This is a genomic window from Methylobacterium sp. J-048 (assembly GCF_022829515.1).
Lineage (GTDB): Bacteria > Pseudomonadota > Alphaproteobacteria > Rhizobiales > Beijerinckiaceae > Methylobacterium.
The window spans coordinates 1-25120 of sequence record NZ_JAKSYL010000232.1; the positions used below are offsets into that span (position 1 = coordinate 1).

The 25120-nt window shown below is 69.6% G+C and carries 29 protein-coding genes; 14 read left to right on the top strand and 15 right to left on the bottom strand.

The genetic code is table 11. The features are described 5' to 3' along the window. Positions 1-183: 183 nt before the first annotated feature. From MKL09_RS23670 to MKL09_RS23680, 3 genes are all read right to left on the bottom strand, one after another. Positions 184-1389, bottom strand: a complete 1206-nt coding sequence (locus tag MKL09_RS23670) for a DUF2252 family protein (RefSeq protein WP_244024292.1) — start codon at positions 1387-1389, stop codon at positions 184-186. Positions 1390-1713: 324 nt separating this feature from the next. Continuing rightward, positions 1714-3087, bottom strand: coding sequence for a PleD family two-component system response regulator (locus MKL09_RS23675; protein WP_244024294.1), 1374 nt, complete (start codon positions 3085-3087; stop codon positions 1714-1716). A 79-nt stretch (positions 3088-3166) separates the two neighbouring features. Next, positions 3167-3538 (bottom strand): response regulator, encoded by a 372-nt coding sequence (locus MKL09_RS23680; RefSeq protein ID WP_007560977.1) that lies wholly within the window; start codon positions 3536-3538, stop codon positions 3167-3169. An 80-nt stretch (positions 3539-3618) separates the two neighbouring features. Between MKL09_RS23680 and MKL09_RS23685 the strand changes: the two genes are divergently transcribed. After that, entirely contained in the window at positions 3619-3915 is a 297-nt protein-coding gene (locus MKL09_RS23685) for a DUF3572 domain-containing protein (RefSeq protein ID WP_244024296.1), read from the top strand. A gap of 170 nt (positions 3916-4085) precedes the next feature. On the opposite strand, the gene MKL09_RS23690 is transcribed toward MKL09_RS23685, so the two are convergent. Both MKL09_RS23690 and MKL09_RS23695 read right to left on the bottom strand, forming a co-directional pair. Continuing rightward, on the bottom strand, positions 4086-4991 hold the full coding sequence (locus MKL09_RS23690) for a cell envelope integrity EipB family protein (RefSeq protein ID WP_244024298.1): 906 nt from the start codon (positions 4989-4991) through the stop codon (positions 4086-4088). A 178-nt stretch (positions 4992-5169) separates the two neighbouring features. Beyond that, positions 5170-7014, bottom strand: coding sequence for an ABC transporter ATP-binding protein (locus MKL09_RS23695; RefSeq protein ID WP_244024300.1), 1845 nt, complete (start codon positions 7012-7014; stop codon positions 5170-5172). Positions 7015-7146: 132 nt separating this feature from the next. Here MKL09_RS23695 and MKL09_RS23700 point away from each other — a divergent pair, with 132 nt between their 5' ends. The 3 genes from MKL09_RS23700 (at position 7147) to MKL09_RS23710 (ending at position 8535) form a co-directional block, all read left to right on the top strand. Then, positions 7147-7674, top strand: coding sequence for a helix-hairpin-helix domain-containing protein (locus MKL09_RS23700; RefSeq protein ID WP_244024302.1), 528 nt, complete (start codon positions 7147-7149; stop codon positions 7672-7674). A 210-nt stretch (positions 7675-7884) separates the two neighbouring features. Beyond that, complete coding sequence (locus tag MKL09_RS23705; RefSeq protein ID WP_244024304.1) at positions 7885-8127, top strand: type II toxin-antitoxin system VapB family antitoxin; 243 nt, start codon at positions 7885-7887, stop codon at positions 8125-8127. A gap of 12 nt (positions 8128-8139) precedes the next feature. Beyond that, positions 8140-8535 carry a type II toxin-antitoxin system VapC family toxin gene (locus MKL09_RS23710; protein ID WP_244024306.1) on the top strand — a complete coding sequence of 132 codons (396 nt, stop codon included), beginning with the start codon at positions 8140-8142 and terminating at the stop codon, positions 8533-8535. Positions 8536-8572: 37 nt separating this feature from the next. Here MKL09_RS23710 and trpB read toward each other — a convergent pair whose 3' ends face one another. The 3 genes from trpB to MKL09_RS23725 form a co-directional block, all read right to left on the bottom strand. Beyond that, the gene (gene trpB / locus MKL09_RS23715; protein ID WP_244024308.1) at positions 8573-9814 is read right to left on the bottom strand and encodes a tryptophan synthase subunit beta; all 1242 of its coding nucleotides are present in this window, start codon (positions 9812-9814) and stop codon (positions 8573-8575) included. Positions 9815-9947: 133 nt separating this feature from the next. After that, positions 9948-10274 (bottom strand): helix-turn-helix domain-containing protein, encoded by a 327-nt coding sequence (locus MKL09_RS23720; protein WP_244024309.1) that lies wholly within the window; start codon positions 10272-10274, stop codon positions 9948-9950. Beyond that, positions 10243-10638 carry a type II toxin-antitoxin system RelE/ParE family toxin gene (locus MKL09_RS23725; protein ID WP_244024310.1) on the bottom strand — a complete coding sequence of 132 codons (396 nt, stop codon included), beginning with the start codon at positions 10636-10638 and terminating at the stop codon, positions 10243-10245. The genes MKL09_RS23720 and MKL09_RS23725 overlap by 32 nt, the downstream gene beginning before the upstream one ends. A gap of 294 nt (positions 10639-10932) precedes the next feature. Between MKL09_RS23725 and msrA the strand changes: the two genes are divergently transcribed. Beyond that, on the top strand, positions 10933-11649 hold the full coding sequence (gene msrA, locus MKL09_RS23730) for a peptide-methionine (S)-S-oxide reductase MsrA (protein ID WP_244024311.1): 717 nt from the start codon (positions 10933-10935) through the stop codon (positions 11647-11649). Positions 11650-11829: 180 nt separating this feature from the next. Here the strand turns inward: msrA and MKL09_RS23735 are convergent, their stop codons facing one another. The 3 genes from MKL09_RS23735 to MKL09_RS23745 form a co-directional block, all read right to left on the bottom strand. Next, complete coding sequence (locus MKL09_RS23735) at positions 11830-12765, bottom strand: prephenate/arogenate dehydrogenase family protein (protein ID WP_244024312.1); 936 nt, start codon at positions 12763-12765, stop codon at positions 11830-11832. Further along, positions 12758-13873: a pyridoxal phosphate-dependent aminotransferase gene (locus tag MKL09_RS23740; protein ID WP_244024313.1), complete on the bottom strand. Its 1116-nt coding sequence runs from the start codon at positions 13871-13873 to the stop codon at positions 12758-12760. Before MKL09_RS23740 ends, MKL09_RS23735 begins: the two co-directional genes overlap by 8 nt. Positions 13874-13974: 101 nt before the next feature. Next, a complete protein-coding gene (locus MKL09_RS23745) occupies positions 13975-14589 on the bottom strand; it encodes a LysE family translocator (protein ID WP_244024314.1) in 615 nt (204 codons plus the stop codon). A 518-nt stretch (positions 14590-15107) separates the two neighbouring features. Here MKL09_RS23745 and MKL09_RS23750 point away from each other — a divergent pair. The 6 genes from MKL09_RS23750 (at position 15108) to MKL09_RS23775 (ending at position 18480) form a co-directional block, all read left to right on the top strand. Beyond that, positions 15108-15404 (top strand): hypothetical protein, encoded by a 297-nt coding sequence (locus MKL09_RS23750; protein WP_244024315.1) that lies wholly within the window; start codon positions 15108-15110, stop codon positions 15402-15404. 141 nt (positions 15405-15545) lie between these two features. Next, complete coding sequence (locus MKL09_RS23755; protein ID WP_244024320.1) at positions 15546-15713, top strand: hypothetical protein; 168 nt, start codon at positions 15546-15548, stop codon at positions 15711-15713. Positions 15714-15832: 119 nt separating this feature from the next. Then, positions 15833-16012, top strand: a complete 180-nt coding sequence (locus MKL09_RS23760; protein WP_244024322.1) for a hypothetical protein — start codon at positions 15833-15835, stop codon at positions 16010-16012. Between the two features lie 170 nt (positions 16013-16182). Continuing rightward, complete coding sequence (locus MKL09_RS23765) at positions 16183-17388, top strand: homoserine O-acetyltransferase (RefSeq protein ID WP_244024324.1); 1206 nt, start codon at positions 16183-16185, stop codon at positions 17386-17388. Positions 17389-17396: 8 nt separating this feature from the next. Continuing rightward, positions 17397-18083, top strand: coding sequence for a methionine biosynthesis protein MetW (gene metW / locus MKL09_RS23770; protein ID WP_244024352.1), 687 nt, complete (start codon positions 17397-17399; stop codon positions 18081-18083). Positions 18084-18264: 181 nt separating this feature from the next. Then, positions 18265-18480: a hypothetical protein gene (locus MKL09_RS23775; RefSeq protein ID WP_244024326.1), complete on the top strand. Its 216-nt coding sequence runs from the start codon at positions 18265-18267 to the stop codon at positions 18478-18480. A 143-nt stretch (positions 18481-18623) separates the two neighbouring features. Here MKL09_RS23775 and MKL09_RS23780 read toward each other — a convergent pair whose 3' ends face one another. Further along, positions 18624-20933, bottom strand: coding sequence for a transglycosylase SLT domain-containing protein (locus MKL09_RS23780; protein WP_409566978.1), 2310 nt, complete (start codon positions 20931-20933; stop codon positions 18624-18626). A gap of 251 nt (positions 20934-21184) precedes the next feature. Here MKL09_RS23780 and dapA point away from each other — a divergent pair, with 251 nt between their 5' ends. Both dapA and smpB read left to right on the top strand, forming a co-directional pair. Continuing rightward, the gene (dapA, locus tag MKL09_RS23785) at positions 21185-22084 is read left to right on the top strand and encodes a 4-hydroxy-tetrahydrodipicolinate synthase (RefSeq protein WP_244024328.1); all 900 of its coding nucleotides are present in this window, start codon (positions 21185-21187) and stop codon (positions 22082-22084) included. Between the two features lie 15 nt (positions 22085-22099). Continuing rightward, a complete protein-coding gene (gene smpB, locus MKL09_RS23790; protein ID WP_244024330.1) occupies positions 22100-22573 on the top strand; it encodes an SsrA-binding protein SmpB in 474 nt (157 codons plus the stop codon). A 21-nt stretch (positions 22574-22594) separates the two neighbouring features. On the opposite strand, the gene MKL09_RS23795 is transcribed toward smpB, so the two are convergent. Both MKL09_RS23795 and MKL09_RS23800 read right to left on the bottom strand, forming a co-directional pair. Continuing rightward, the gene (locus MKL09_RS23795; protein WP_244024332.1) at positions 22595-23098 is read right to left on the bottom strand and encodes a type II toxin-antitoxin system YhaV family toxin; all 504 of its coding nucleotides are present in this window, start codon (positions 23096-23098) and stop codon (positions 22595-22597) included. Further along, on the bottom strand, positions 23095-23436 hold the full coding sequence (locus tag MKL09_RS23800) for a type II toxin-antitoxin system PrlF family antitoxin (RefSeq protein WP_244024334.1): 342 nt from the start codon (positions 23434-23436) through the stop codon (positions 23095-23097). Before MKL09_RS23800 ends, MKL09_RS23795 begins: the two co-directional genes overlap by 4 nt. A 169-nt stretch (positions 23437-23605) precedes the next feature. On the opposite strand from MKL09_RS23800, the gene MKL09_RS23805 reads away from it, so the two are divergent. Further along, on the top strand, positions 23606-24175 hold the full coding sequence (locus MKL09_RS23805) for a peroxiredoxin (protein ID WP_244024336.1): 570 nt from the start codon (positions 23606-23608) through the stop codon (positions 24173-24175). Positions 24176-24178: 3 nt separating this feature from the next. On the opposite strand, the gene MKL09_RS23810 is transcribed toward MKL09_RS23805, so the two are convergent. Beyond that, positions 24179-24820 carry an NYN domain-containing protein gene (locus tag MKL09_RS23810; protein WP_244024338.1) on the bottom strand — a complete coding sequence of 214 codons (642 nt, stop codon included), beginning with the start codon at positions 24818-24820 and terminating at the stop codon, positions 24179-24181. Positions 24821-25120 lie beyond the last annotated feature (300 nt).

A 25120-nucleotide genomic window follows, 5' to 3' on the forward strand; every position in this document is an offset into this window, starting at 1 on the left:
CTTGCGGGGAGGAGTTGGAGGTGGGGGCGGCTCGGCGGTGCCTTCTGCACCACCCCCACCCCTGGCCCCTCCCCGCAAGGGGGAGGGGAAAAGCGCGGTGAGTCCGGCGCTGGCCGTCGGAACCGCCGTTGGAACGCGCCGGGGTCTGACCCGATTGGGTCCCCAATCCGCAAAACAAAAAAATCAGGCCGCCAGGTCCTCCCGGGCGATGCGGCGGCAATGCTCCAGGTAGCCGCGCTGGTGTGCGCCCATCAGGTCGGTGACCGTGGACCAGAGCCAGCCGGGGGTGTCGGCGCCCTGCCCCGGGGCACGGACCGTGTCGCTCCAGGCCTGGCGGTCTGCCGCCGACATCTGGCGGCCGTGGGCGCGGCCCAGGATGGCGGCGAGGTGGCCCGAGACCCGCACCGCCTCGCTCCGGGAGAACTGCTCGGCGTCGATCTTGAGATCCTGCGGCATCAGCTCGCGGACCGTGACCGGGGTGCCCTGGAAATGCGTGGCGACCATCCGCTCGCCGAGATTCGGCGACAGGGCGCGGGCGCCGGCCACGACCCGGGCGGCCGCGTCGGCCGGCATGTCGGCCCCCGGGGCCGGCGGGGCGAGGTACGGCACCGCCTCCTTGACGTCGAGGAGGGCGAGATGCGGACGGGTGCCCCCCGAAATCTCCACGAGGCCGGCGTAGCGCAGGCGACCGAGCGAGCTGCAGCCCTTGATCCAGTAGGCGGCGTCGAGCAGCCGGATCTCCGCCCCGGCCTCGGCGCCGCCGAGCGCCAGGACCAGCCGGTGCACCTCCGGGTCGCGGCTCAGCGCCGCGAACGCCTCCTGCTCGGCCGGGTCGAGGTCGAAGAACCGGTTGCCCCGCGGCAGGCGGGCATCCTTGCCCTTGAGCCGCTCCCGGGACAGGTGGCGCCAGCGCCGGCCGAGCGCCCGGCGGCGGGTGGTGGCGACGATCTCGGATTCGGCGACGTCCCGCTCGGCCTGTTCGGGATCGAGGATCCCGTCCGCGTAGCCCACCGCCATGGCGTCCATCATCCGGGCGGTGACGATGCCCGGCAGGGTCGCGTTGAGGGCGGCGGTGACCAGGGACAGGGCCAGCCGGACCAGGTCGAAGGCCGGGTTCGAGATCAGGGTCTGGTCGAGGTCGCGGACCTGGATGTCGATCCGCCCGTCGGGATCGGCGACCGCGCCGAGATTGCCGAGATGCGCGTCGCCGCAGATCCAGACCGGAGGCCCCTCCGGCAGGGCGCCCGCCGGCATGGCGGCGATCAGCTCGTAGAAGTGCGCGGTGCTGCCGCGGACATAGGCGTGCGGCGAAGAGGCGATCTTGCACAGGCGGCGCTGCTCCAGCTCGCTCGCCATACGCCCCGACCGTGCCGGCACCTGCATATCCATCCGCGTCGTCCGATCCTCTGCCGCGCCCATTCCAACAGGGGCGCGGATCGATGTCGGGTGCGAGGCTAGAATGTCATCCTTAAGCTCGGGTGAGCTTTTTGACGCAGCGTCGGGGCGGTCCGTCATCGCGTGGGGATGACCACCACGCTCTCCCTCCCCCGCAAAGGCTACCGGATTCACACTTCTCTCCCGAACGCCAAGGTTCTGAAAGAAAGGCGCGTTTCCCCTCCCCGCAAGGGGGAGGAGAGCGCGTCTCGGCCAGGGTTGTGTGAATATCGTAGCCCGCAAAGGAGGGTGAGACAGGCGCGCGGGTCCGACCGCCCCTCAGGCCGCTTGCTGCTCGACCCGGTTCCGCCCGGCGGCCTTGGCCCGATACAGGGCGATGTCGGCACGCTTGAGCATGTCGTTGGGGCCGGTATCCTCCGGGTGGCGGATGGCGACGCCGATCGAGACCGTCACCGGGATCGTCCGGGTGGCGCGCTGCACCGAGAACGGCATCGCCTCGACCTTCTCGCGGATTCGCTCGGCGATGGCCCGGGCCTCGGGCAGCCCGGCCTCCGGCAGCACCACCACGATCTCCTCGCCGCCGTAGCGGGCGACGATGTCCACCGGCCGCGTGTGCTGGCGGACCCGCTCGGCGAAGGTGCGCAGCACCTCGTCGCCGGCCTCGTGGCCGTAGCTGTCGTTGATGCCCTTGAACAGGTCGATGTCGAGGATCAGGGCGGCCAGCCCCGGGCGCTTCGCGGTCTCGTCGGAGAACAGCGCGCCGAGATGGTTGTCGAGGTAGCGCCGGTTGTGCAGGCCGGTGAGCGCGTCGGTGACGGCGAGCTGCAGGGAGGCCTGCATGGCGCCCCGCAGGGCCTCCGTGAAGCGCTTGCGCTTCACTTGGGTGCGGACCCGGGCCATCAGCTCGTTGCGGTCGACCGGGCGCATCAGGAAGTCGTGGACGCCGAAATCGAGGCCGCGCACCACCCGGCCGCGGTCGTGCTCCTCGGCCAGCATGATCAGCGGCATCGCCCGGGTGCTGTCGAGCGAGCGGAGCTGGCTGCACAGGCGCAGGCCGTCGAACCCGTCGAGGTCGAGGCTGACCAGGGCGAGGTCGAAGCCGCCCTCGGCGGCCAGGCGCATCGCCGCCTGCGGGTCGGGCTCGATCGTGACCGCATGGTGCTGGCGCAGGGCCCCGGCCATGCGCTCGGCCGAGCCGGGCCGGTCCTCGACCAGCAGGATCCGGGCGTCGAGGCCGGTCTCGGCGGTGGCGAGCGCCAGGGGATCGCCGATGCCGAACTCGCGCGACGCCAGCGCCCGCTGGCGCAATTCGTCGGTCACCGCCTTGAGGCGCACGAGGCTGCGCACCCGGCTGAACAGGGCGGTGTCGTCCACCGGCTTGGTCAGAAAATCGTCGGCGCCGGCATCGAGGCCGCGCAGCCGGTCCGAGGGCTGGTCGAGGGCGGTGACCATCACCACCGGGATGTGGGCGGTGACCGGGTTGTTCTTGAGGTAGCGGCAGACCTCGAAACCGTCCATGCCGGGCATCATCACGTCGAGCAGGACGAGGTCGCACAGGCCCTTCTCGCAGATCGCGATCGCGTCCGGCCCGTTCATGGCGGCGATCGTGTCGAAATATTCGAGCCCGAGCTTCGTCTCGAGAAGCTTCACGTTCGGAAACAGATCGTCGACGATCAGGACGCGGGCCGACATGGTTCCTCGCTGACGCGCGGTTGCGCGATTCCGCCCAGGGCGGTCGGCCGTTCGCCGTTACCGGCGCGCCGCTTCGGCGTCACCGGGGCTCAAGATACGCGCGAACCGTTGCCAAAAACTTCGCGACGGAGATCGGCTTCGACAGATAGGCCTCGCAGCCGCCCTCGCGGATCCGCTCCTCGTCGCCCTTCATGGCGAAGGCCGTGATCGCGATGACCGGAATGCTCTTGAGGTCGTCGTCCTCCTTGAGCCATTTGGTCACTTCGAGGCCGGAGACCTCGGGGAGCTGGATGTCCATGAGGATCAGGTCGGGATGGTGCGCGCGGGCCAGCTCGATCGCCTCGATGCCGTGGGCGGTCTTCAGGGTCGCGTAGCCGTTCGCCTCCAAGAGGTCGTTGAACAGCTTCATGTTCAGTTCGTTGTCCTCGACGATCAGCACCGTCTTTTTCATGATCCGATGTCCCGGTGCGCGCCGATCATGATTAGCGGGCCGTGAAGCCCCTTGGTGACCTTTGTAGCGATCACATGTTGATGAATGGCAAACCTCTTCAAGGGGCCGAATCTGCGGAACGGCTCGCCCTCGACGTTCTGCTGTGGATCGTCGCGGAGGATGACCGCCTCCTGCCCTTCCTGGCGGCGAGCGGCCTGAGCGCCGACACCGTACGCGAGAGCGCCCAGGAACCGGCCTTCCTGGCGGGCGTCCTCGACCATGTAATGGGCGACGAGGGCGTGCTCGTGGCCTGCGCCGGAGCGCTGGAGATCAAGCCGGAGCGCATCGCCGCGGCCTGGCGCATCCTGTCGCCGCAGCCGGAGGATGATTGGGCGTGAGGCGCTGGTTTGCCGCGTCTGGGGTCGAGCAGCGGATGGGCTTTCGGCGCGGATGCGACCAAGTTGTCAGGCGCGGCAGGCGCGGCTTTCCCTCCCCTCTCTGCGGGGGAGGGAGATGCGCGCACAGCCTTCCGCCTCATCCTTGATCAGAATGACCTTAGGCCCTGCCCCTACGGCGTGCAGCCCTTGTCGCCCTCCTTGTCGGCGGCCCGGCCGGCCTGGGTGTCGATGTCGAGGGCGGTCATGTCGCCCAGGATGGCGAACTCGCCGTAATCGAGCTTGAGCGCGCCGCTGACGCCGTTCTCGTAGAGGTCGAAGCCGAGGGTGTAGATCGGCGTCCGCTCGCCCACCCCCGGCGTGTAGTAGCTGAGCCGCACCGGCCAGTGCGGCATGCCGGCGAGCGGGCCCTCCCGCAGGGGCTTGTCGCGGGTGGTGTCCGCGGCCGGGCCGGTCCCGGCATGGCCGATCACCGCGAAGGTGTCGTAGATCTTCTTGCCGTCGTCGGAGCCGTCGAACACCTTGGCCGAGAGGGTCGCCTGGCCGGCCCGCGCCGCCTCGATCAGGTGGCGCATGTGCTCGCTCGGGAACAGCACCGGCCCCTCCACGGTGAAGGGCTTAGGCCCGCCCTTCAGCTTCACGGTGACGCCGTCGCCCTGCTCGGAGGCGGTGCCGTCCACGGGGGCGGCGGGCTGGTTGTTGGTGAGCGTCGTGGTCTTGAACCGGAACTCGCGGCCCTTGCCGCCCTCGAAGGTGGTGCTGCGCATGTCCGACAGGCGCGGCCCGCTCTCGCCGGAGGAGAGCTCCGTCACCTGCCGGGTCAGCATGGTGTAGCCGCGGCAGGCGTCGCCCCGGAAATCGATCACGATGCGGCCGCGGGCGCTCTCCACCGAGCGGGTGCCGCCGCCCTCGGCGAGCGACAGGTCGTAGACCGCCCGGTGGTTGGCCAGCACGATGTCGTGGGCCGGCGCGGGGGCCTCGGCCTTGGCCGCGGGGGCCGGCTCGGAGACGGCCGGCGCAGCCTGTGCCCCCCAGGCGGAGACGAGCAGGCCGGCCGTCAGGAGATGCAAGACGCGCATGAATATTCCCGGTTCAAGGTCCGCCAGATAGCAGGCGACGCGAAAGGGGCAATCCTCGGGCGTCGTGCCGGTCCCCGATATGGGTTCCCAAAGGGCGGAGCCCTTTGGGAACCACTGAGGCATCCAGGGCTCCGCCCTGGACCCGCGAAAGGTCCCGGACCTTTCGAAACCATGACCTTCACCGGTAGCCCTGGGCCTGCAGGGTGAACAGCTCGGCGTAGCGGCCGCCCTGCCCCATCAGGGCGGCGTGGCTGCCCTCTTCGAGCAACCGGCCGCCCTCCAGGACCAGGATGCGGTCGGCCATGCGCACCGTCGAGAAGCGGTGCGAGATCAGAACCGTCGTGCGGCCCGCCGACAGTTCCCGGAACCGGGCGAACACGTCGTGCTCGGCCCTTGCGTCGAGCGCCGCGGTCGGCTCGTCGAGGATCAGGATCTCGGCCTCGCGCATGTAGGCCCGGGACAGCGCGACCTTCTGCCACTCGCCCCCCGACAGGTCGACGCCGCCGGCGAAGCGCTTGCCGAGCGGCTGGGCGTAGCCCTCCGGCAGCCGCTCGATCACCGGGGCGGCGAGCCCCCGGGCGGCCGCCGCCGCGATGCGGTCCTGCTCGCCGGCCGCCGCGATCCGGCCGACCGCGACGTTCTCGCCGGCTGTGAGGTCGAACCGGACGAAGTCCTGGAAGATCGCGGCCACCCAGGCCCGGAGGTCGTCGAGGTCGTAGGCGGCGAGCGGCAGCCCGTCGAGGAGCACCCGGCCCTCGTGCGGGTCGTAGAGCCGGGTCATCAGCTTGACGATCGTGGTCTTGCCGGCGCCGTTGCCGCCGACGAGCGCCACGGTCTCCCCGGCCCGCACCGCGAAGGACAGGCCGCGCAGGGCCCAGATCTCCGTACCGGGATAGCGGTAGCCGACCTCCTCGAACACCAGCCCGGCGCGGATCGGGCTCGGCACCGGCACGGGCTGCGCGGGCGAGCGGATCGCCGGCCGGATCGCGAAGAACGAGAAGAAATCGTCGAGATACTGCGCCTGGCCGCTGATCTGGGTGAGCCCGAGCAGCAGCCCCTCGATGCCGCCGCGCAGGCGCTGGAAGGCGCCGGCCAGGAAGGCGAGGTCGCCGATCGAGAACGATCCGGCCACGGTCCGCCAGACGATCACCGCGTAGGCGGCGTAATAGGCCAGCGTCCCGAGGCTCGCGAAGGCGAAGCCCCAGCGCGCCCGGGCGGTGGCGAGCGCCCGGTTCTCGGCGAGCAGGTTTTGCGCGAGCACCCCGTAGAGCGCGGTGATGTAGCCCGAGAGGCCGAACAGCTTGACCTCCTTGGCGGTCTCGACGCTGGCGCCGAGGTAGCGCAGGTAGTCGATCCGCCGCCGCTCCGGGCTGCGGATCCAGGCGAGGCGATAGCCGGCCTTGGTGAAGTGCCACTCGTTGAGCAAAGCCGGCACCAGGGCGGCGGCGATCAGCACCACCAGCCAGGGCGTGAACGCCGCCACACCGGCGGTGAGCGAGACGAGCGTCACCAGGGCCTGGAACTGGCCGAACACCGTGCCGATTAGGCCGGTGCGGCCGCTGACCTGCCGGCGCGCCCGCTCCAGACGGTCCTGCTGGGCGCTGTCCTCGAACTGCGCGAGGTCCAGGGAGGCGGCATGCGCCATCAGCCGCACCGAGGCGGCATTGGCGTAGAGGTCGCCGATCAGGGTCTCGGTCAGGCTCGCGAGCCGTCCGGTGAGGTCGGACAGCAGGGCGAGCCCGAGCTCGGCCGCCACCAGCCAGACGAGCCGCGCCCGGCCGGGATCGGCGAGCCAGTCGGTAATCCTCGCCGCTGGCGCCGGGTGGGCATGCTCGGCCACGATGCCGTCGAGGATCAGCTTGGCGAGGTAGAGCGACAGGATCGGCAGGCAGGCCGCCACCAGGCGCAGGGCGAGGCTCGCCGCAAGCAGGCGCGGGCTCGCCGCGGCGATCTCGCGGAACAGGGCCGGCAGGTAGCGCAGCGCCCCCAGGCGCTCGCCGAGGCGCGCGATCGGGTCGGTCACCGCGGGCCTGTCCGGGCGGATCGCCTGTTGACGGAGCAGACTGTACGGCCCGGGATCCCGGTGTTCGATTGGCCGGCAGGTCGAGAGAGCATTATCTGAGGCCTGACAATTAATTTCATCGTCGAGTGACGCGTGCTGAGCGGCCCTGCAATCCTGCGTATTTCCGTTCTCCTGATCCTGGCCGGCATCCTGGCGGCGCTGGTGCAGTACCTGCTGCCGAGCTCGAGCCCCGCGCCGGATCCCGCCCCGGTGGCCGAGGCACCCGCCGAGAACGCCCCCGCCGAGCCGGCCGCACCCCCGCCGGCTCCGGAACCGGCGCCGCCTCCGGCCGCGCCGACCGCGTCACCCGCCGCGCCGCGCCCCACGCAGCAGCAGATGCCGCCCGACGCCCTCGCCTTCCCGTCCGAGCCCGCCCCGGCCCAGCAGCAGGGCGAGGCCGAGATCGACCGGGCCGAGGACAATGCCGGCCCCCGGGCGCTCGCCATCCTCGACCTGAACACCGCCTCGGTGGCCGACCTCAACAAGCTCCGGGGCGGCGGCGCGATCGGCCGGGCGATCACCGCCAAGCGCCCCTACACCTCCGTGGACCAACTCTTGTCGAAGCGCGTCCTCAGCCGGGCGGTCTATGAGAAGATCAAGGATCAGGTGACGGTGCGGTGAGGCGCCCGCTTCCAGGCACATCGGAGAGCGTCGGCCTGCCGTTCGGCGCACCGGTCCCGATAGATCGTGCCGAGGATCGCGGATGCTTGGAAGAGTGGGGCGCGCGAGAATTGATCGTGCCGGCGCCATCCTGCCTGCCCGAGACTCGCTCTCCTTGCGGCACGGATGTATAAAGCCTAGGGATATCCCGGATATCCGAGAAGCATATCCATGCCGCTCTACGTCAAGGATCCGCAGGTTGACGACCTTGTCGTCCATCTCATGACGCTGCTGCGCACGACCAAGACCGACGCGGTGCGCCGAGCGCTTCAGAACGAAATCGCCCGCCAGACCGGCAAGGTCGATCTGGTCGAGCAAACGGTCGACTTCGTCCGAACCCTTCACGGGCGGGCCGGGCCACATCCGAAGCCTGCCGACAAGGCGTTCATCGATAGCCTCTACGAGCGCGATTGAGGCGGATCTGCGATGTTTGTGGATGCTTCGGCCCTCACGGCGATCCTGACCGACGAGGCCGACGCGCGGGCCCTGGTCGCCCGGCTGCAGCGGGCGCGCCGCCGAATGACGTCGCCGCTGGCCGTTTGGGAGACCGTCGTAGCCGTGGCGCGCCGGCTCGACCTGTCGGTCCCGGACGCGCGCGATGCGGTGCGCGCCTATCTCGACCTCGCCGGCATCCAGGTCCTGGCCGTCGCCCCGGAGGCTGCCGAAGTCGCCCTCGACGCCTACGATCGCTTCGGTAAGGGCCGGCATCCCGCCGGTCTCAACTTCGGAGACTGCTTCGCCTACGCCTGTGCCCGGGCGCACCGGGTTCCGCTGCTCTACAAGGGCAACGACTTCCCGCTTACCGACATCGAGGCCGGGTGAGGCGAGGCCGCGGGACGGGATCCGAGCCGATCCGCGCTCAGAGCTTCGTCCCAAAGATCTCCGCCACCTGCGGAATGTCCTTGTCGCCGCGTCCCGACATGTTGAGCACCATCAGGTGCTCGGCCGGGCGCTGGGGCGCGATGTCCAGCACCCGGGCCAGGGCGTGGGCCGGCTCCAGGGCCGGGATGATGCCCTCCAGCATCGAGCAGAGCTTGAACGCCTCCAGGGTCTCGGAATCGGTGGCCGAGAGGTATTTCACGCGGCCCATCTCGTGCAACCAGGCGTGCTCGGGGCCGATGCCGGGATAGTCGAGACCGGCCGAGATCGAGTGCGCGTCGGAGATCTGGCCGTCCGCGTCCATTAGCAGATAGGTGCGGTTGCCGTGCAGCACCCCCGGCTTTCCGCCGGTGAGCGAGGCGGCGTGCAGGCCGGACTCGACCCCGTGGCCGGCGGCCTCGACCCCGAAGATCTCGACCTCACGGTCGTCCAGGAACGGGTGGAACAGCCCCATGGCGTTGGAGCCGCCGCCGATGCAGGCGATCAGCGAATCCGGCAGGCGGCCTTCCTGCGCGAGCATCTGCTCCCGGGTCTCGCGGCCGATCACCGACTGGAAGTCGCGCACCATCGCCGGGTACGGGTGCGGGCCGGCCACGGTGCCGATGCAGTAGAACGTGTCGGCGACGTTGGTGACCCAGTCGCGCAGGGCCTCGTTCATCGCGTCCTTGAGGGTCTTGGTCCCGGATTCCACCGGGATCACCTCGGCGCCGAGCATCTTCATCCGGAAGACGTTGGGCGCCTGCCGGGCGACGTCGACCGCGCCCATATAGACCACGCATTTCAGGCCGAAGCGCGCGCAGAGGGTCGCGGTGGCGACTCCGTGCTGGCCGGCGCCGGTCTCGGCGATGATCCGCGGCTTGCCCATGCGCCGGGCCAGCAGGATCTGGCCGAGCACGTTGTTCACCTTGTGGGAGCCGGTATGGTTCAGCTCCTCGCGCTTGAAATAGACCTTGGCGCCTTGGCCCGCCGGCGCCTGGGCGCGCAGGTGCTCGGTGAGGCGCTCGGCGTAGTAGAGCGGGCTCGGCCGGCCGATATAGTGGGTGCCGTAGCTCGCCATGTCGGCCGCGAAGGCGGGATCGACCTTCGCCGCCTCGTAGGCCGCCTCCAACTCGAGGATCAGCGGCATCAGCGTCTCGGCGACGAACCGGCCGCCGAAGATGCCGAAGCGGCCGCGCTCGTCGGGGCCGGTGCGGAAGGAGTTCGGTTCGGGGGCGATGGTCACGGGCAGGTCCTTCCGGACGAATTCGATCTGTTGCCGGGTGCCTAGACCCATGCGGGCGCGGCCGCAATGCGGCCTCCCGCCCGCGTCACCGATGCGGGCGGGGTCGGTCGCCTCGACCGAGGAGGCGTCCGCCTTACAAGATGGCGTCGATGCCCTTCCGGCTGGCGAGGGCGAGCAGCTTCAGCGATGGGCCGCCGGGCTTCTTCTCCCCCCGCTCCCATTTACTGACCAGCGCGGTGGTCACGTTGAGGGCCATGGCGAAGATCGCCTGGCTCATCTGGGCGGTCTCGCGGATGGCGCGGATCGCCTCCGGCCTGAGGTCCTCGACCGGCGTCAGGCACGACACGTCGAACCGGCGCATCGTCGCCTTGTCGATGGCCCCGGCGGCGTGGAGGTCCTTGGCGACCACGTGCGCCGACCGGAGCGCGTCACTGCGATTGGTCGTCTTCGGTTCCGTCATCGTCGATCCGTCTCCAGCCCTGCGTGGCTGCGACCTGCCTAAGCGCCTCATCACTGAGGCCGATCAGGGTCGCCGCGAGGTCGCGAAACACCTGCGTCTCGGTCTTGGTCAGGTTCGCCTTGGTGTTCTTGGCGAACAGGTGCAGGAAGATCGCGATCCGCCCGCGCTCGTAGACGATGATGCTGCGGAAGCCGCCGGAGCGGCCCTGTCCGGCGCGCGGGATGCGGTGCTTGATCAGCGCCAGCCCGAGTTGCGCATCGATCAGGTCGCGTTCGGCACGGGCGACCGCCTCGCGCAGATCGTCGTCGGTCACCTTTTGCTTCGCGGCTCGTCTCGCGAAGTCGAGCGGCAGGAAGATGCGCATGCAATGTCCTCGCGGGGCGCGGCCCGTTCAAGGATGTGCTCATGTCCTGCTCCCGTCGGCTTGTGTCTGCCTGTCCTGCTGCGTGCTCCGATCGCCCCCCCGGCCTGATCAAAAAAGTATGGTACTTTGTGCCATGGATCAAGGTATGGACTGGGGCGGATCTCGGTCGGCGGCACCGGGTGGATACGGGCAGTTGGGGCCAGGGCCGGCGTAACCGGGGCGCGACCGGTGGCGAACGACCCGGTGCAATCAAGCGGCGCGCGTCTCGCAGGGCGCGCCTTGCAGGAGGTCAGCATGGCTCTTCGCGACACCATCCGCCCGATCCTAGGCGCCGCCATCGGCCTCGGCCTCGCCGGGGCGCTGCTGCTGCCCCGCCTGGCCGCCTTCGCCGAGGAGGCGCCGCGGCGCCTGCCCGAGGCCGCGACCGTTTCGAGCGCGGCGCCCGGCCAACAGGTCGCGGTGTTCGCGGGCGGCTGCTTCTGGGGCGTGCAGGGGGTGTTCCAGCACGTGCGCGGGGTGAGCCAGGCGGTCTCGGGCTATGCCAGGGGCACCCGCGCGGACGCCGATTACCGGACGGTGAGCGGCGGCGGCACCGACCATGCCGAGGCGGTGGCGGTCACCTACGACCCGGCTCTGATCCGCTACGACGAGCTGCTGCGGATCTTCTTCTCGGTGGCCCTCGACCCGACCCAGGTCGACCGCCAGGGTCCCGATAGCGGGCGGCAATATCGCTCGGCGCTGTTTCCGCAGGACGCCGAGCAGGCGCGGATCGCGCGGGCCTACATCGCCCAGCTCGACGCCGCGAAGACCTTTGCACGGCCGATCGCCACCCGGATCGAGCCGGGTGCGGCGTTCTACCCGGCAGAGAGCTACCACCAGGACTTCATGGCCCAGCATCCGGGCCATCCCTACATCGCCGTCAACGACGCGCCGAAGCTCGAGGCGCTGAAGCAGCTGTTCCCGGAGCGGACGGCGGCGGAGCCGGTGCTGGTGAACCGGCCGCCGGCGTGAGGCTGGGGGGGCGGCGACGGCCATCCCACCCAATCCCCCTCATCCTGAGGTGACGGAGCGAAGCGGAGGCCTCGAAGGAGGCCTCCAGGGATCGCGCAGCCAGCTGGAGGGCTCCTTCGAGGCTCGCTGCGCTCGCACCTCAGGATGAGGGGGGGGGATTGGATGAGCCCTCTTGCCGGCCTACTCCTCAGGCGGCCGCGGGCGGCCGAAATCGGGCGCTGCGGTTTCCTGGCCTTGCGCCACGATGCTGCGCCGGATCGCCCGGGTGCGGGTGAACATGGCGTGGAGCGCGTCGCCGTCGCCCCAGCGCACCGCCTTGGCGAGCGCCGACAGATCCTCGTTGAAGCGGCCGAGCATCTCCAGCACAGCCTCGCGGTTGTTGAGGAAGATGTCGCGCCACATGGTCGGGTCGGAGGCGGCGATGCGGGTGAAATCGCGAAACCCGCTGGCGGAGAACTTGATCACCTCGGACTGGGTCGCCGATTCGAGGTCCGCGGCGGTGCCGACGATGTTGTAGGCAATCAGGTGCGGCAGGTGGCTGGTGATCGCCAGCACGTGGTCGTGGTGCTCGGCGCTCATGGTCTCGACATCGGCGCCCATGCCTTCCCACAGGGCCCGGACCCGCTCCACCGCCGCCGGGTCGGTGCCCTCGGGCGGCGTCAGGATGCACCAGCGGCCCTGGAACAGGGTCGCAAAGCCGGCATCCGGCCCCGAGAACTCGGTGCCGGCGATCGGGTGGCCTGGCACCAGGGCGACGCTCTCGGGCAGGTGCGGCCGGATCGCCGCCACCACGGCGCCCTTGACCGAGCCGACATCCGACACGATCGCGTCGGGCTTCAGGTGCGGCGCCAGCTCGGCCGCCGCCGCCCCGATGGCGCCGACCGGCACGCACAGAATCACCAGGTCGGCCTCCGCGGCGCCGTCCTGCGGGTCGCCGGTGACGATGTCCGCGATGCCGAGTTCGGTGACCCGGGCGCGTACGGCCGGGTCCCGGTCCAGGGCGACGATCGTGCCGGCGAGATTGTAGCGGCGGGCGGCCCGGGCGATCGAGGAACCGATCAGCCCGAGCCCGACGATGGTGAGGCGCCCGATGGGCGGGGTCTGGGTCTCAGGCATGCGTGCCCCGGACGAAATCGCCGAGTGCCGCCAGGAAGGCCTCGTTCGCCTCTTTGCCCGCCACCGTCACCCGCAGGGCGTTGGGCAGGCCGTAGGCGGCGACCCGGCGGGTGATCAGCCCGCGCTCGGTGAGGAAGGCGTCGGCGTCCGCGGCCGAGCGGCCCGGCGCGTCGGGGAAGTGGATCAGCACGAAGTTGGCGACGCTCGGCGTCACCGTAAGACCCAGCGCCCGGGCGCCATCGGTGAGCTTGGGCAGCCACGCGGCGTTGTGGGCGGCGGCCGCCGCCATGTGCGCTTCGTCGGCGATCGCCGCCGCGCCCGCCGCGATGGCCGGACCTGAGACGTTGAACGGCCCGCGGATGCGGTTGACCGAATCCGCCACGTGCGCCGGGGCCAGCATCCAGCCGATCCGCACGGCGGCGAGGCCGTAGATCTTCGAGAAGGTCCGGGTCATCACGACGTTCTCGGATTCGAGCGCGAGTTCGAGACCGGCCGAGTAGTCGTTCGCCCGCACGTATTCGGCATAGGCGCCGTCGATCACCAGCAGCACGTTGGCCGGCAGGCCGGCATGCAGGCGGCGGATCTCGTCGAACGGCAGGTAGGTACCGGTCGGGTTGCTCGGGTTGGTGACGTAGACGATCCGGGTGCGCTCGGTGACCCGGGCCAGGATCGCGTCGACATCGGTGGTGTAGTCGCGCTCGGGCGCCACCACGGGCGTCGCGCCGGAGGCCAGGATCGCGATCCGGTAGACCAGGAATCCGTGCTCGGAATAGATGCCCTCGGTGCCTGGGCCGCCATACGCGTAGGCCAGCAGCGACAGCAGCTCGTCGGAGCCGGCGCCGCAGACGATCCGCTCGGGATCGAGCCCGTACCGCTTGGCGATGGCCGTGCGCAGAACCGTCGCCCGGCCGTCCGGGTAGGTCTCCAGCTTGGCGGTGGCCTCGTGGAGCGCCGCGAGCGCCGCCGGGCTCGGCCCCAGCGGCGTCTCGTTGGACGAGAGCTTGTGGACCTTGCCGCCGCCGGGCCGCCCGCTCTTGCCGGGCACGTAGGTGTCGATCGCCAAGACGCCGGGGCGCGGTTCCGGGCGGACGGGACTGGGGGCGGACATGGCAGGGCGACTCGGATGCGCGGGCGGATCTTTTTCGGGTTCCGCGTCCGTCTACAGCATTTCCTCCGTGGGTGAAGCCGGGCGGCCGGGCCCTCCGCGGTTCACAGGAGTTCCGCGACGGTCTTGGCGGCAAAGCCCACCAGGAACACGGCCATGAAGAGGTCGATCAGGCGGTTGTGCTGCGTGTAGAAGGTCCGGATCGCACGGCGGCCGAAGACGAAGGCCACGCCGGCATACCACCCGAACTCCAGCGTGCTGCACAGCGCGACGATGGCCGCCTTCTCGCTCCAGCTTCGCTCGACCACAAGGAACCCGGTGAAGATGCTCACCATGAAGGCGATCGTCTTGACGTTGCCGACATTGGTCAGCGCCCCGATCCGAAACGCCGTCCAGAAGCGCGCCTCCGGCTGCGGCTCCGCGCCCGGCCCTGTCGGGTTCGCCGGCTCAAAGGCGGCGCGGGTCAGGAGAGCGGCGATGTAGAGCAGGTACAGGGCGGCCGCTGCGCCGGCGATCTTGTCGAAGGCCGGGAATTCCCGGATCAGCACGGAAAGTCCGGTGACGGACGCGCTGGAGAAGATCAATCCGACCAGCACGATCCCGGCCGTCGCCCCCAAGCCGGCCCGCACCGAACCGGACGATGCGGATCGCGTGACCAGAAGAAAATTCGGCCCCGGGCTCATGACGGCGAGGATGTAGATGAGTGCGGCGGCGAACATAATTTTTCTGAATGATCGTCTTTGAGTCGTATCGGCCGATGATTTCCCATCCTCGACCTCAGGATGAGGGAAGGGAGTGGGATATCCGTCGATGTCATGACAATTTCGGTCTTGGGATTCGCCGCACCTTCCCCGTCATTGCGAGCGCAGCGAAGCAATCCAGCGCGCGCATGCCTGGAATGCTGTCTTATTTCGGAAATAAGCCTACGTCACGGCATGGTTTATCCATAATAAAGAAAAAGTGAAAAATTAAAATCTATAAGAATACATAGATCTGGAATTGACGTGCGGTGGGATTGTTTGCGCCGATGGATCTCGCGTCGTTCATCCGGACGTGGTGTTTAGCTTCGAGGGCAACGACAGCGCTGCAGGCGATTCGATCTTGAGACCTGCGGCCCTTGGAAGGCGACGCCAAACGCGCCGTCTGACCCCAGACGCGTCCGAGCGGCGGATACACGTGAGCCCGGCCCCGCCCTACCTCCCCGGTCCAAGTCTGATTGGCGACAAGGACCGGTCCCATGCCCCTCACACGCTACCTGGATGGCGGCGCGCATATCCTGCCCGCCGACGAGAGCCTGATCCGCTTCGCCATGACCGATGGCCAGCGGGTGATCGGGATCGACGTGCCGATCCCGGTGCTGCGCCAAAATTTCGGCGCCGGGGCCGACCTCGCCCCCCTCGACCTGTTCGCGCAGAACCAGGCGGCGATCGAGGCCGCCGCCAGCGCCGCCTACGACAAGACCGCGACGCCCAACGACCTGCTCGACATGGGCCCGGAGGATTTTTCGGGCCAGCCGGCCGCGGCCAAGCTCTGAGCCCCATCGTCCGGGAACCCGCGCCGCGGCAAAGCGGCGAAGCGCAAATGCCGCGGGGCACTCGCCACGTTTCGGCCTGTTGATCCCGGAGAAGGGCCGCGTCGGGCGCGTCGCGTCCCGCGTTCCCCTGGACGGATCCATATGCCCGGTGACCTGATCCCCTGCAGCCTGTTTCTGATCGGGATCCTCACCTCGGTGGCCGCCGATTGCCGGCTGCGCCGGGCGGAGGCCGCCTCGTGGGCGAACGGCTGCATCACGGTGGTCGGGGCCGCGATGGTGTTCGCCGCCTGCGCGGCCGCGATCCGCTGAGGCGGGGGGCCAAAGGTATGATCGTCCGGGCGTCCCTCGGGAGGAACCGGCAGGCCCGCCGCACACTTCCCCAGCCGTGATCCAGGGCCGCGTGGCGCGGCCGGCGCGGTGAGGTTCCCATGATTTCGATTCAGGCGATCATCGGCTGCGCGCTCGTCCTGTCCGGTCTCTGCGTCGAGAACGTCGCGAGCCGGAGCTGGTGCGTCGGCGTCGGCGCCGACCGGCTCGACGCCCGCGCCGCCCTGGCGCTGGGGCTCCCGGCCCTCGGGCTGGCGCTGATGGCCGCACCGCTCGCGTGAGCCGCGGAGGCGACCCGGCATTCCCGCACGCCCTAGGCGCGTTGACGCTCGCCCCCCGGAGCATTACCTCCCGGTCTCGCTGGCCGCGTCCGGCGAGTGCGGCGCGTCACGCGATCCCGCGCTCTCCTCCCGCGGACCGGGATCGCCGACAGACGGTCGTCAAGTCCCGCATGGATACCCAACCCGAGACCGCGCTGCGGCTGGACCCGATCGACGAGACGGCCGGGCGCCTGTCGGAGCCCTCGCAGGCGCTCGACCCCAAAAGCCTGGTCATGCGCTTCGGCGCGGACACGCCGCTGCTGACCGATGCCGGCGTCGAGCTCGCGCCCTTCCAGATCGCCTACCAGACCGCCGGTACCCTCAACGCCGCGGGCACGAACGCGGTGCTGATCTGCCACGCCCTCACCGGCGACCAGTATTTCGCGCATACGCATCCGCTCACCGGCAAGCCCGGCTGGTGGGAGACGCTGGTCGGCCCCGGGAAGCCGGTGGACACCGACCGCTACTTCGTCGTCTGCTCGAACGTGATCGGCTCCTGCATGGGCTCCACCGGCCCGGCCTCGATCGATCCCGCGACCGGGCGGCCTTACGGCCTGAACTTCCCGCTGGTGACGATCCGCGACATGGTGCGCGCCCAGGCGATGCTGCTGGAGCGGCTCGGCGTGCGCGACCTGTTCCTGTGCATCGGCGGCTCGATGGGCGGGATGCAGGTGCTGCAATGGGCGGCTCTGTACCCCGAGCGGGTCTTCGCCGCGATGCCGATCGCCACGGGCCCGCGCCACTCCGCGCAGAACATCGCCTTCCACGAGGTCGGCCGGCAGGCGATCATGGCCGATCCGGCCTGGGCCGACGGGCGCTACCTCGAGGCGGGCACGCGGCCGTCCAAGGGGCTCGGCGTCGCCCGGATGGGCGCGCACATCACATACCTGTCCGAGCCGGCGCTGCACCGGAAGTTCGGCCGGCGGTTCCAGGGCGGCTCGGCGCCGACCTTCTCGTTCAACGCCGATTTCCAGATCGAGAGCTACCTGCGCCACCAGGGCCTGAGCTTCGTCGAGCGGTTCGACGCCAACGCCTATCTCTACCTCACCCGGGCGATGGATTATTTCGACCTCGCCGAGGACCATGGCGGCGCGCTGGCCAAGGCGTTCCAGGGGATCAAGACCCGGTTCTGCGTGATCTCGTTCACCTCCGACTGGCTGTTCCCGACATCCGAGTCGCGGGTGATCGTGCACGCGCTGAACGCCGCCGCGGCGCCGGTCGCCTTCGTAGAGGTCGAGACCGACAAGGGCCACGACGCCTTCCTGCTCGACGAGCCGGCGATGTTCTCCGCCGCCCGCGGCTTCATCGACGCCGCCGCCCGGGCGCGCGGATTGTGAGCGGCTCGATGCTGTTCAAGGGCTCCCCGGGCAACGCCGCGCCGTGGCAGACCACCGACGCCCTGCCCCGCACCGCCGAGGGCAACGGCGCCCGGGTCGATCACATCGTCGTGCTGGGCTTGGTGCCGCCGAACGCCCGGGTGCTCGATATCGGCTGCGGCGACGGCTCGCTCTTGGCGCTGCTGCGCGACCGGCGCGGCATCGACGGGCGGGGCATCGAATTGTCCCGCAGCGGGGTCAATGCCTGCCTGGCCCGGGGCTTGTCGGTGATCCAGGGCGATGCCGACACCGACCTGGAGAACTACCCGGACGACGCCTTCGATGTGGTGGTTCTGTCCCAGACCATCCAGGCGACCCGCAACCCCCGGATCGTGCTGGAGCACCTGCTGCGCATCGGCCGGCAGGTGATCATCTCGTTCCCGAATTTCGGGCATTGGCGGGTCCGGTCGGAACTGGCCCTGCGCGGCCGGATGCCGGTCACCGAGATCATGCCGGATGCCTGGTGGGAGACCCCCAACATCCACCATTGCACGATCCGCGACTTCGTCGGCCTGTGCCGCCTGATCGGGGCCCGGATCGAACACGCCACGGCGCTGGACGCGAGCGGCCGCCCGATGCGCTTCTCGATGCCCTGGTGGGTATGGAACCTGTTCGGAGCGCAGGGGGTGTTCCTGCTTCAGCGCGGCACGGACTAGGGCGCGCGTCGTCGAACCGGGGACCGCGCGTTCAGCCGGGTTTCAGCCTGGTCTGGAACCGTACGAAGCAGCCGGAATGCCTCTTAGACTGCTGTCAAGATTGTGATCTTGAATTTTATACAATATGCTATACTGTCGGAACGAACGTTTATACCATGGGCTGGTAAAAGGAGCGCCCCCCATGAGTGGCGCGGACAGGCTGCGGACCCAGACCTTACGGACGCTTTCTGAAATCCTCGGCATCCCGGTCGAGCATTTCTTCGACGGCGATCTCCCCGCGGACGGCATCGGCGACCCGAACGAATGCCTGCGGCTCTGGTCGCGTATCCGGACCCGCGAAGGCCGTGAACGCGCCCTGACCTGCCTCCGCACCATCGTGGAGGACGAGCGGCGGTGATGGGTTCGGGCCGGGCTTAAGGGCGACTTCGAGCGCCCCTGCCACAGCCTGCACACGTCAATGACGGACGAGCACCCGCTGCCGGCCCCAGGCGCCCGCCACGTTCCGGCCCGCGCCGATCGACAAGGGTCGGACCGATCCCCCTACCGCGCCCCGCGGTGCAGATCCCCGTCGATCAGCAGGGCGCTGCGGCCGTCGAGGCGCGAGCGGTAGACCTGCAGGTTCTCCATCACCCGCTGCACGTAGTTGCGCGTCTCGGTGAACGGGATGCGCTCGACCCAGTCGATCACGTCGACCTCGCCCTTGCGCGGGTCGCCGTAGGCGTCGATCCACTTCTTCACGTTGCCGCCGCCGGCATTGTAGGAGGCGAAGGCGAGCACGTAGGAGCCGCGCCAATCCTCCATCAGCTCGCCGAGATGGGCTTGGCCGAGCTTGGCGCAGTAGGCCGGGTCGCTGGTCAGGCGGTCGAGGTCGAAGGCGGCCGAGACCCGGCGGGCGGTGCGCTGGGCGGTGGCCGGCATCATCTGCATCAGGCCGCGGGCGCCGACGCCGGACTGGGCCCGGGGGTCGAACTGGCTCTCCTGCCGGGCGATGGCGTAGACCATGGCCCGCTCCACCTGCGGCACCGCCGTGAAGGTCTCGTAGGTCGGGATCCCGATCGTCGGGTAGGCGTGGGCGTCGAGCGGCAGGCCGCGCTGCACCGCGAGCTTACCGATCGCCACCAGGGCGCGGGCATCCTTCATCTCGGTGGCGAGGTCGCCGAGCGCCTGGATCTCGCGCGGGTCGGTGAGGTCCCGGGCGGCGTCGATGTAGAGCGGCAGCGCCAGGTCTTTGAGCCCGGCCTCGCCGAGCATGCGCAGCGCCCGGATGTAGAGCCTTTCCTCGAAGGCCTGCCGCTCGACGCCCTCGAGGTCGGCCGGCGCGCGCAGCGGCAGGCTGGTCTGGCCGAGCCGGGCCCGGGCCACCTGGCCGTAATAGGCGATCGGCTGCAGGGCCGCCCGCTCGTAGAAGTTTTTGGCCACGTCGTGCTGGCCGAGGGAGTCGGCCGCCCGTCCCTGCCAATAGGCGGCCCGCGCCAGCGAGACCGGGCTCTCCGCGATGGTCGCCATCTGGGCGAAGTGCTGCGCGGCGCTTGCCGGATCGCCGGCGAAGCGCAGGGCGATCCAGCCGGCGTGGAACTCGGCCTCCAGGCGCTTCTCCGGGGTGCGGGCCGCGTGGCCGCTGGCCACCGTGAAGGCGGTGCGGGCGTCGCCGAGGTCGAGGAGCTTGCGCGCCACGATCCGGCGCTCGACCCACCACTCGTCGCCGTCGACCAGCACGTCCGGGTTGACGGGCGCGGCGGCGAGCACCGCGGCGGCCTCCTCGGGCTTGTCGGCCCGGCGGAAATACTGCGCCCGGGAGAAGATGTAGGAGGCGTCGCCCCGCAGGGACGGCGGCACTGCGGCGAGAGCAGCCGGGGCGCCGGCCTTGTCCTCGACGGCCCGGCGGGCGCGCACGAGGCTGGCATAGCTGCCGCCCGCATAGCCGGCCGCCCGGCCGGCGCTCTCCCAATCGTCCTTCAGGAGCGCCCGCTCCATCCGGTAGCGGTGGTCGATCCGGGTGAGCACCCCCGGGAACGCGTCCTGGACCTTGGCCTCCAGGCTCTTGCCGAAACTCTCGGTGCGCCAGAGGTCGCGCACGATCTCGGCGGCGTCGCCGTCATAGCCGTCTGCTCGCAGCGCCAGCGCCAGGGCGAACTTGCCCGGCGCGCTCACCGGCTTGGCGGTGGCGAAGAAGGCGCGGACCAGGGCCGGGGGCTTGCGCTCGGAGAGCAAAGCCTCCTCGGCCCGGCGGCGCAGCAGCGGCCCGGCCGGCCAGGTCGGGTTGGCGCGGGTGAAGGTGACGGTCCGGGCAAAACCGATACCGGCGCCGGCGCGGATCGCCACCCATTCGAGCAGCGCCCGGGCGGCGGGATCGTTGAAGCCGTCGCGCATCCGGTCGCCGTCCGCGACCCGGCCCTTGCGGTAGAGGTCGATGGCGCCGCGCAGCAGGGTCGGATCGGTGTCGCCGGAAATCTTGGGCTTGCCCGGGTCCGGGACCTCGGGGACCGGCGCGGCCGGCGTCACCGCGGCGTCGGGCAGCGGGAAGGCCACGGGGGCGTCGGGATCGGCCGAGGCATAGGCGGTGGCCGCCGCTGGGATCTTGCCGGCGGCCTCCTCGCCGCGGTCGGAGCCCTTGGCTGTCTGGGCCGGGTCGAGCTTGAGGGCGTCGGCGGTGACCGGATCCGCGACCGCCTCGGCCTCGGTGCTGCGGGTCTGGGCCGGGGACAGGGCGGCGTCGCTCGACGGCGGCGTCGGCTGGGAGGCGGGTGCGTCGGTACCGGTCTGGCCGACCTGGCCGGCCAGCGCGACCCCCAGGGTCGTGACCAGAGCCGCCGCAGCCAGGGGCGTGCGCGTCGAGGCCAGCGCTCGGATCGCGGTGCCTCGGATCGACTGGGCTCGGATCACGTTTCCCCCCTTCTCGCGACCGGAGTGGAAAGAAATGAAGATCGGCCCGGGGGCATTAAGAACCCGTAAACCGTGACCACGATCTGTTTGCGCAGCGTGGCGCGACCGCCTATGTCTGCCCGTCCGCGGCCGAACGGCGCGCGGGACGCGCGGCGCCGAGAACGCCGCAGCCAATCAGTCCGCCAAGACGCCAGCTCATACTCTTCGGGACGCCTGAGATGACCGAGATGACCGGGAGCCGCCTGCGGGGCTCGCTCACCGCGCTTGTGACGCCGTTCCGCGACGGCGCCTTCGACGAGGCCGCGTTCCGGACATTCGTGCGCTGGCAGATCGCGCAGGGCAGCCACGGCCTCGTGCCCACCGGCACCACCGGCGAGAGCCCGACCCTGACCCATGCCGAGCACGACCGGGTGGTCGAGGCCTGCATCGACGAGGCCGGTGGGCGCGTCCCCGTGGTGGCGGGCGCCGGCTCCAATTCCACCGCCGAGGCGGTGGCTCGGGCGCGCCACGCCGAGCGCGCCGGCGCCGACGCCGTGCTGGTGGTCACGCCCTACTACAACAAGCCGACGCAGGAGGGCCTCTACGCCCACTTCAAGGCCGTCAACGACGCGGTCGGCATCCCGATCATCATCTACAACATCCCGCCGCGTTCCGTCGTCGACATGAGCGTCGAGACGATGGCCCGTCTGTACGAATTGAAGAACATCGCCGGCGTGAAGGACGCGACCGCCAAGATCGACCGCGTCAGCCAGCAGCGACAGGCCATGGGGGCGAACTTCCTCCAGCTTTCGGGCGAAGATGCGACGGCGCTCGGCTACAACGCCCAGGGCGGCCACGGCTGCATCTCGGTGGTGGCCAACGTGGCGCCGCGCCTCTGCGCCGACCTGCAGGAGGCCTCGCTCGCGGGCGACTACGCCAAGGCGCTCACGCTCCAGGACCGGCTGTTCCCGCTCCAGAGCGGCCTGTTCGCCGAGGCCAACCCGGGCCCGACCAAGTACGCGCTGGCCAAGCTCGGCCACATGACCGAGGACCTGCGCCTGCCGCTGGTGCCGGTCTCGAACGCGACCCGGGCGATCGTCGACGCGGCCCTGCGCCACGCCGGCCTTCTGGAAGGCTGAGGAGAGTCACAAGAAATGGCCCCGAAACCGGAGCCCAGTCGGCGCATCGTCGCCGACAATCGTGCCGCGCGCTTCCACTACTCGATCGAGGACACCTTCGAGGCCGGCCTCGCGCTGACCGGCACCGAGGTCAAATCCCTGCGCATCGGCAAGGCGACGATCGGCGAGGCCTATGCTGGCCCGTCCGGCCGCGACCTGATGCTGTTCAACTGCTACATCCCGGAATACCTGGAGGCGAACCGCTTCAACCACGAACCCAAGCGCCCGCGCCGGCTGCTGCTGCACCGCCGCCAGATCAACAAGCTGATCGGCGCCACCCAGCGCCAGGGCTACACGGTGGTGCCGCTGAAGATCTACTTCAACGACAAGGGCCGGGCGAAGATCGAGCTCGGCCTGGGCAAGGGCAAGCAGGCCCACGATAAGCGCGAGGCCGCCAAGGAGCGCGACTGGCAGCGCGACCGGGCGCGGCTGCTGCGGGACCGGGGGTAGAGTTTCGGGCGGCCAACCAGCTCAGGTTCGGGAGCGGGCCCGCTCGAGGCGGCTTCGCGCCGTCGCGTCGCTCGCTTCCTGCAACAGGGCGTCCCAGTCGTCGGGGGGATTCCCGGAACGTAGCATCTTCTGGAAGACCGCATAGGCGTCCGATCGGCTGCCGTAAGCGCGGAGCGTCTGATCGTCGTTCACCCAGGCCAGCACGATCACCTTGCGGCCAGCTGTTGCCTTGTATCGGAAAAATAGCCGGTATTGCTGAAGGAATTTTGCACGGAACCAGTGCTTGTGCTTGGCGCCGAGCGTGTCGCCTTGGCGATACTCTGGCCTGTTTGGATCTGTGGGAATGGCGTCGAAGGCGACCTTCAGGACCGCGGCCAGCAGCTTCGCAGTCCGCGTCTTTCGATAGCCGTCCGGATCTTTTGTCCTAGCTTCTTCGACCCGGGAGACGAGGTCTTCCAATTGGTCGAGGAACAGAGGATGCGCGTAGATCGCCCAGCCGTTGGCGATCAGTGGCGCGTCGCTCACGCGTCGTCGCTCGGCAGAGCGCTATCCAAGTCGACCTCGACGCCATCAACCAGGCTTGCGGCGCGCCTGTACATGTCCTGCGTGACTGGCTTGATAGCTTGCGGCCGCGTCTCGATGTCCCGTTCCAGGAAGGTCAGGAATGGGCCAAGCGCGGGATCATCTTCGGCCCGCGGACCATCTGCCTTCGCGACGGTGATTGTGCCGTCGGCCAGCCTGCGGAACACGATAGGGCCGGCCTTGTTTAGCCCCAGCATCCGCCGGATCGCAGCCGGCACAGTCGTCTGACCCCGGGCTGTGACCGTGGCGGGGATCTCCAGAACCTCGGCCACCTTCGCCATTGCGCACTCCGTATCCCTGCTGAAATGGTAATGCATTTGCATTGCGGATCAACCGGTCGCGGTGCTCCCCCTCCGGACCTGAGTGCCTCCATAGAGCAGCCAAACCGTGGAGAAGAGATTCACCTTCGGCCCGCGGCGATCTAGGCTCGCGGGATCCGAGGAGCCCCCCATGCAGCCCAGCCCCGACACCCTGCCCGCCGACCTCCCCGCCCCCGTGGATGACGGCGCCGCCGATCATCTGCGCGGCATGAAGCTGCCCGACGTGGCGCTCACCGCCACGGACGGCACGACCGTCTCGCTCGCGAAGCTCTCCGGGCGCACCGTGGCCTACGCCTATCCGCGCACCGGCGAGCCGGGACAGCCGGCCCTGACGCCGGACTGGGACGCGATTCCCGGCGCCCGGGGCTGTACCCCACAGGCCTGCGATTTCCGCGATCACCTTGCCGCCCTGAGAGAACGCGGCGTCGCCCAGGTCTTCGGCCTTTCGACCCAGACCAGTGCCTACCAGCGGGAGGCGGCCGAGCGGCTGCGCCTGACTTTCCCGCTGCTGGCCGATCCGCACCGGGCCTTCGCGATGGCGGCGCGCCTGCCGGTGTTCGAGGCGGGCGGCCAGGTGCTGCTGCGCCGCCTCACCCTGGTGATCGACGACGGCGTCGTCGCCCAGGTGTTCTACCCGGTCTTCCCGGCCGATCGCGGCGCGCAGCAGGTGATCGACTGGCTCGACGGCGGCAGCGCCTGAGGTCTAGCCCTCCTCGGATTCCGGCTGGCGGATGCCGTAGCGGTTCTCGAGGGCCGGGCTCGGGCGGGCGTCGCCGCGGTAGCGGCTGGCGGTCTCGCCGGCAACCCGGACCGGGCGCTCGCTCGGCTCACGGCCGATGCGGTTCGAGAGGCTCGCGAGATCCACGAACTCGTCGGCCTGCCGCCGCAGTTCATCCGAGATCATCGCGGGCTGGGTCTGGATGGTGGAGATCACCGTCACCTTGACGCCGCGCCGCTGCATCGCCTCGACCAGCGAGCGGAAATCGCCGTCGCCGGAGAACAGCACCATGTGGTCGATATGCGGGCTGAGTTCGAGGGCGTCGATCGCCAGCTCGATATCCATGTTGCCCTTGTACTTGCGCCGGCCCATCGAGTCCGTGAACTCCTTCACGGGCTTGGTCACGACGCGGTAGCCGTTGTAGTCGAGCCAATCAATCAGCGGCCGGATCGAGGAATATTCCTGATCCTCGATCATGGCGGTGTAATAGAACGCCCGCAGCAGGTTGTCGCGAGCCTGAAATTCCTTGAGCAATTTCTTGTAGTCGATATCGAAGCCGAGGGCTTTGGTGGTCGCGTAGAGGTTCGCGCCGTCGATGAAGAGCGCGCTGCGCTGGAGTGCTGCCATGGATCGATCGAATCCTGAAGAATACGGGTTGCCGGAAATCGTGTGCTGAAACGGCTGGGACAGGTCCGGGCGGAAAACCCGAGGCCGCATCGTCGCGATCGAATGCCGAGACGGACTGAAATCCGGGACGAAAAAGCTCGGTCCCCTTCCGGACGACCGTCGCCCGGGCATTTCGACCATTCGGGCGAAACGTATCCCTGTCAAGTCAACCGGAAGGAATGGGGCTCTGGATAGCGCCGTTCCTGCACAGCGTCGATGGGAAAATCATATCCCGACGTATCTCGGCGTCAGACTGGGATA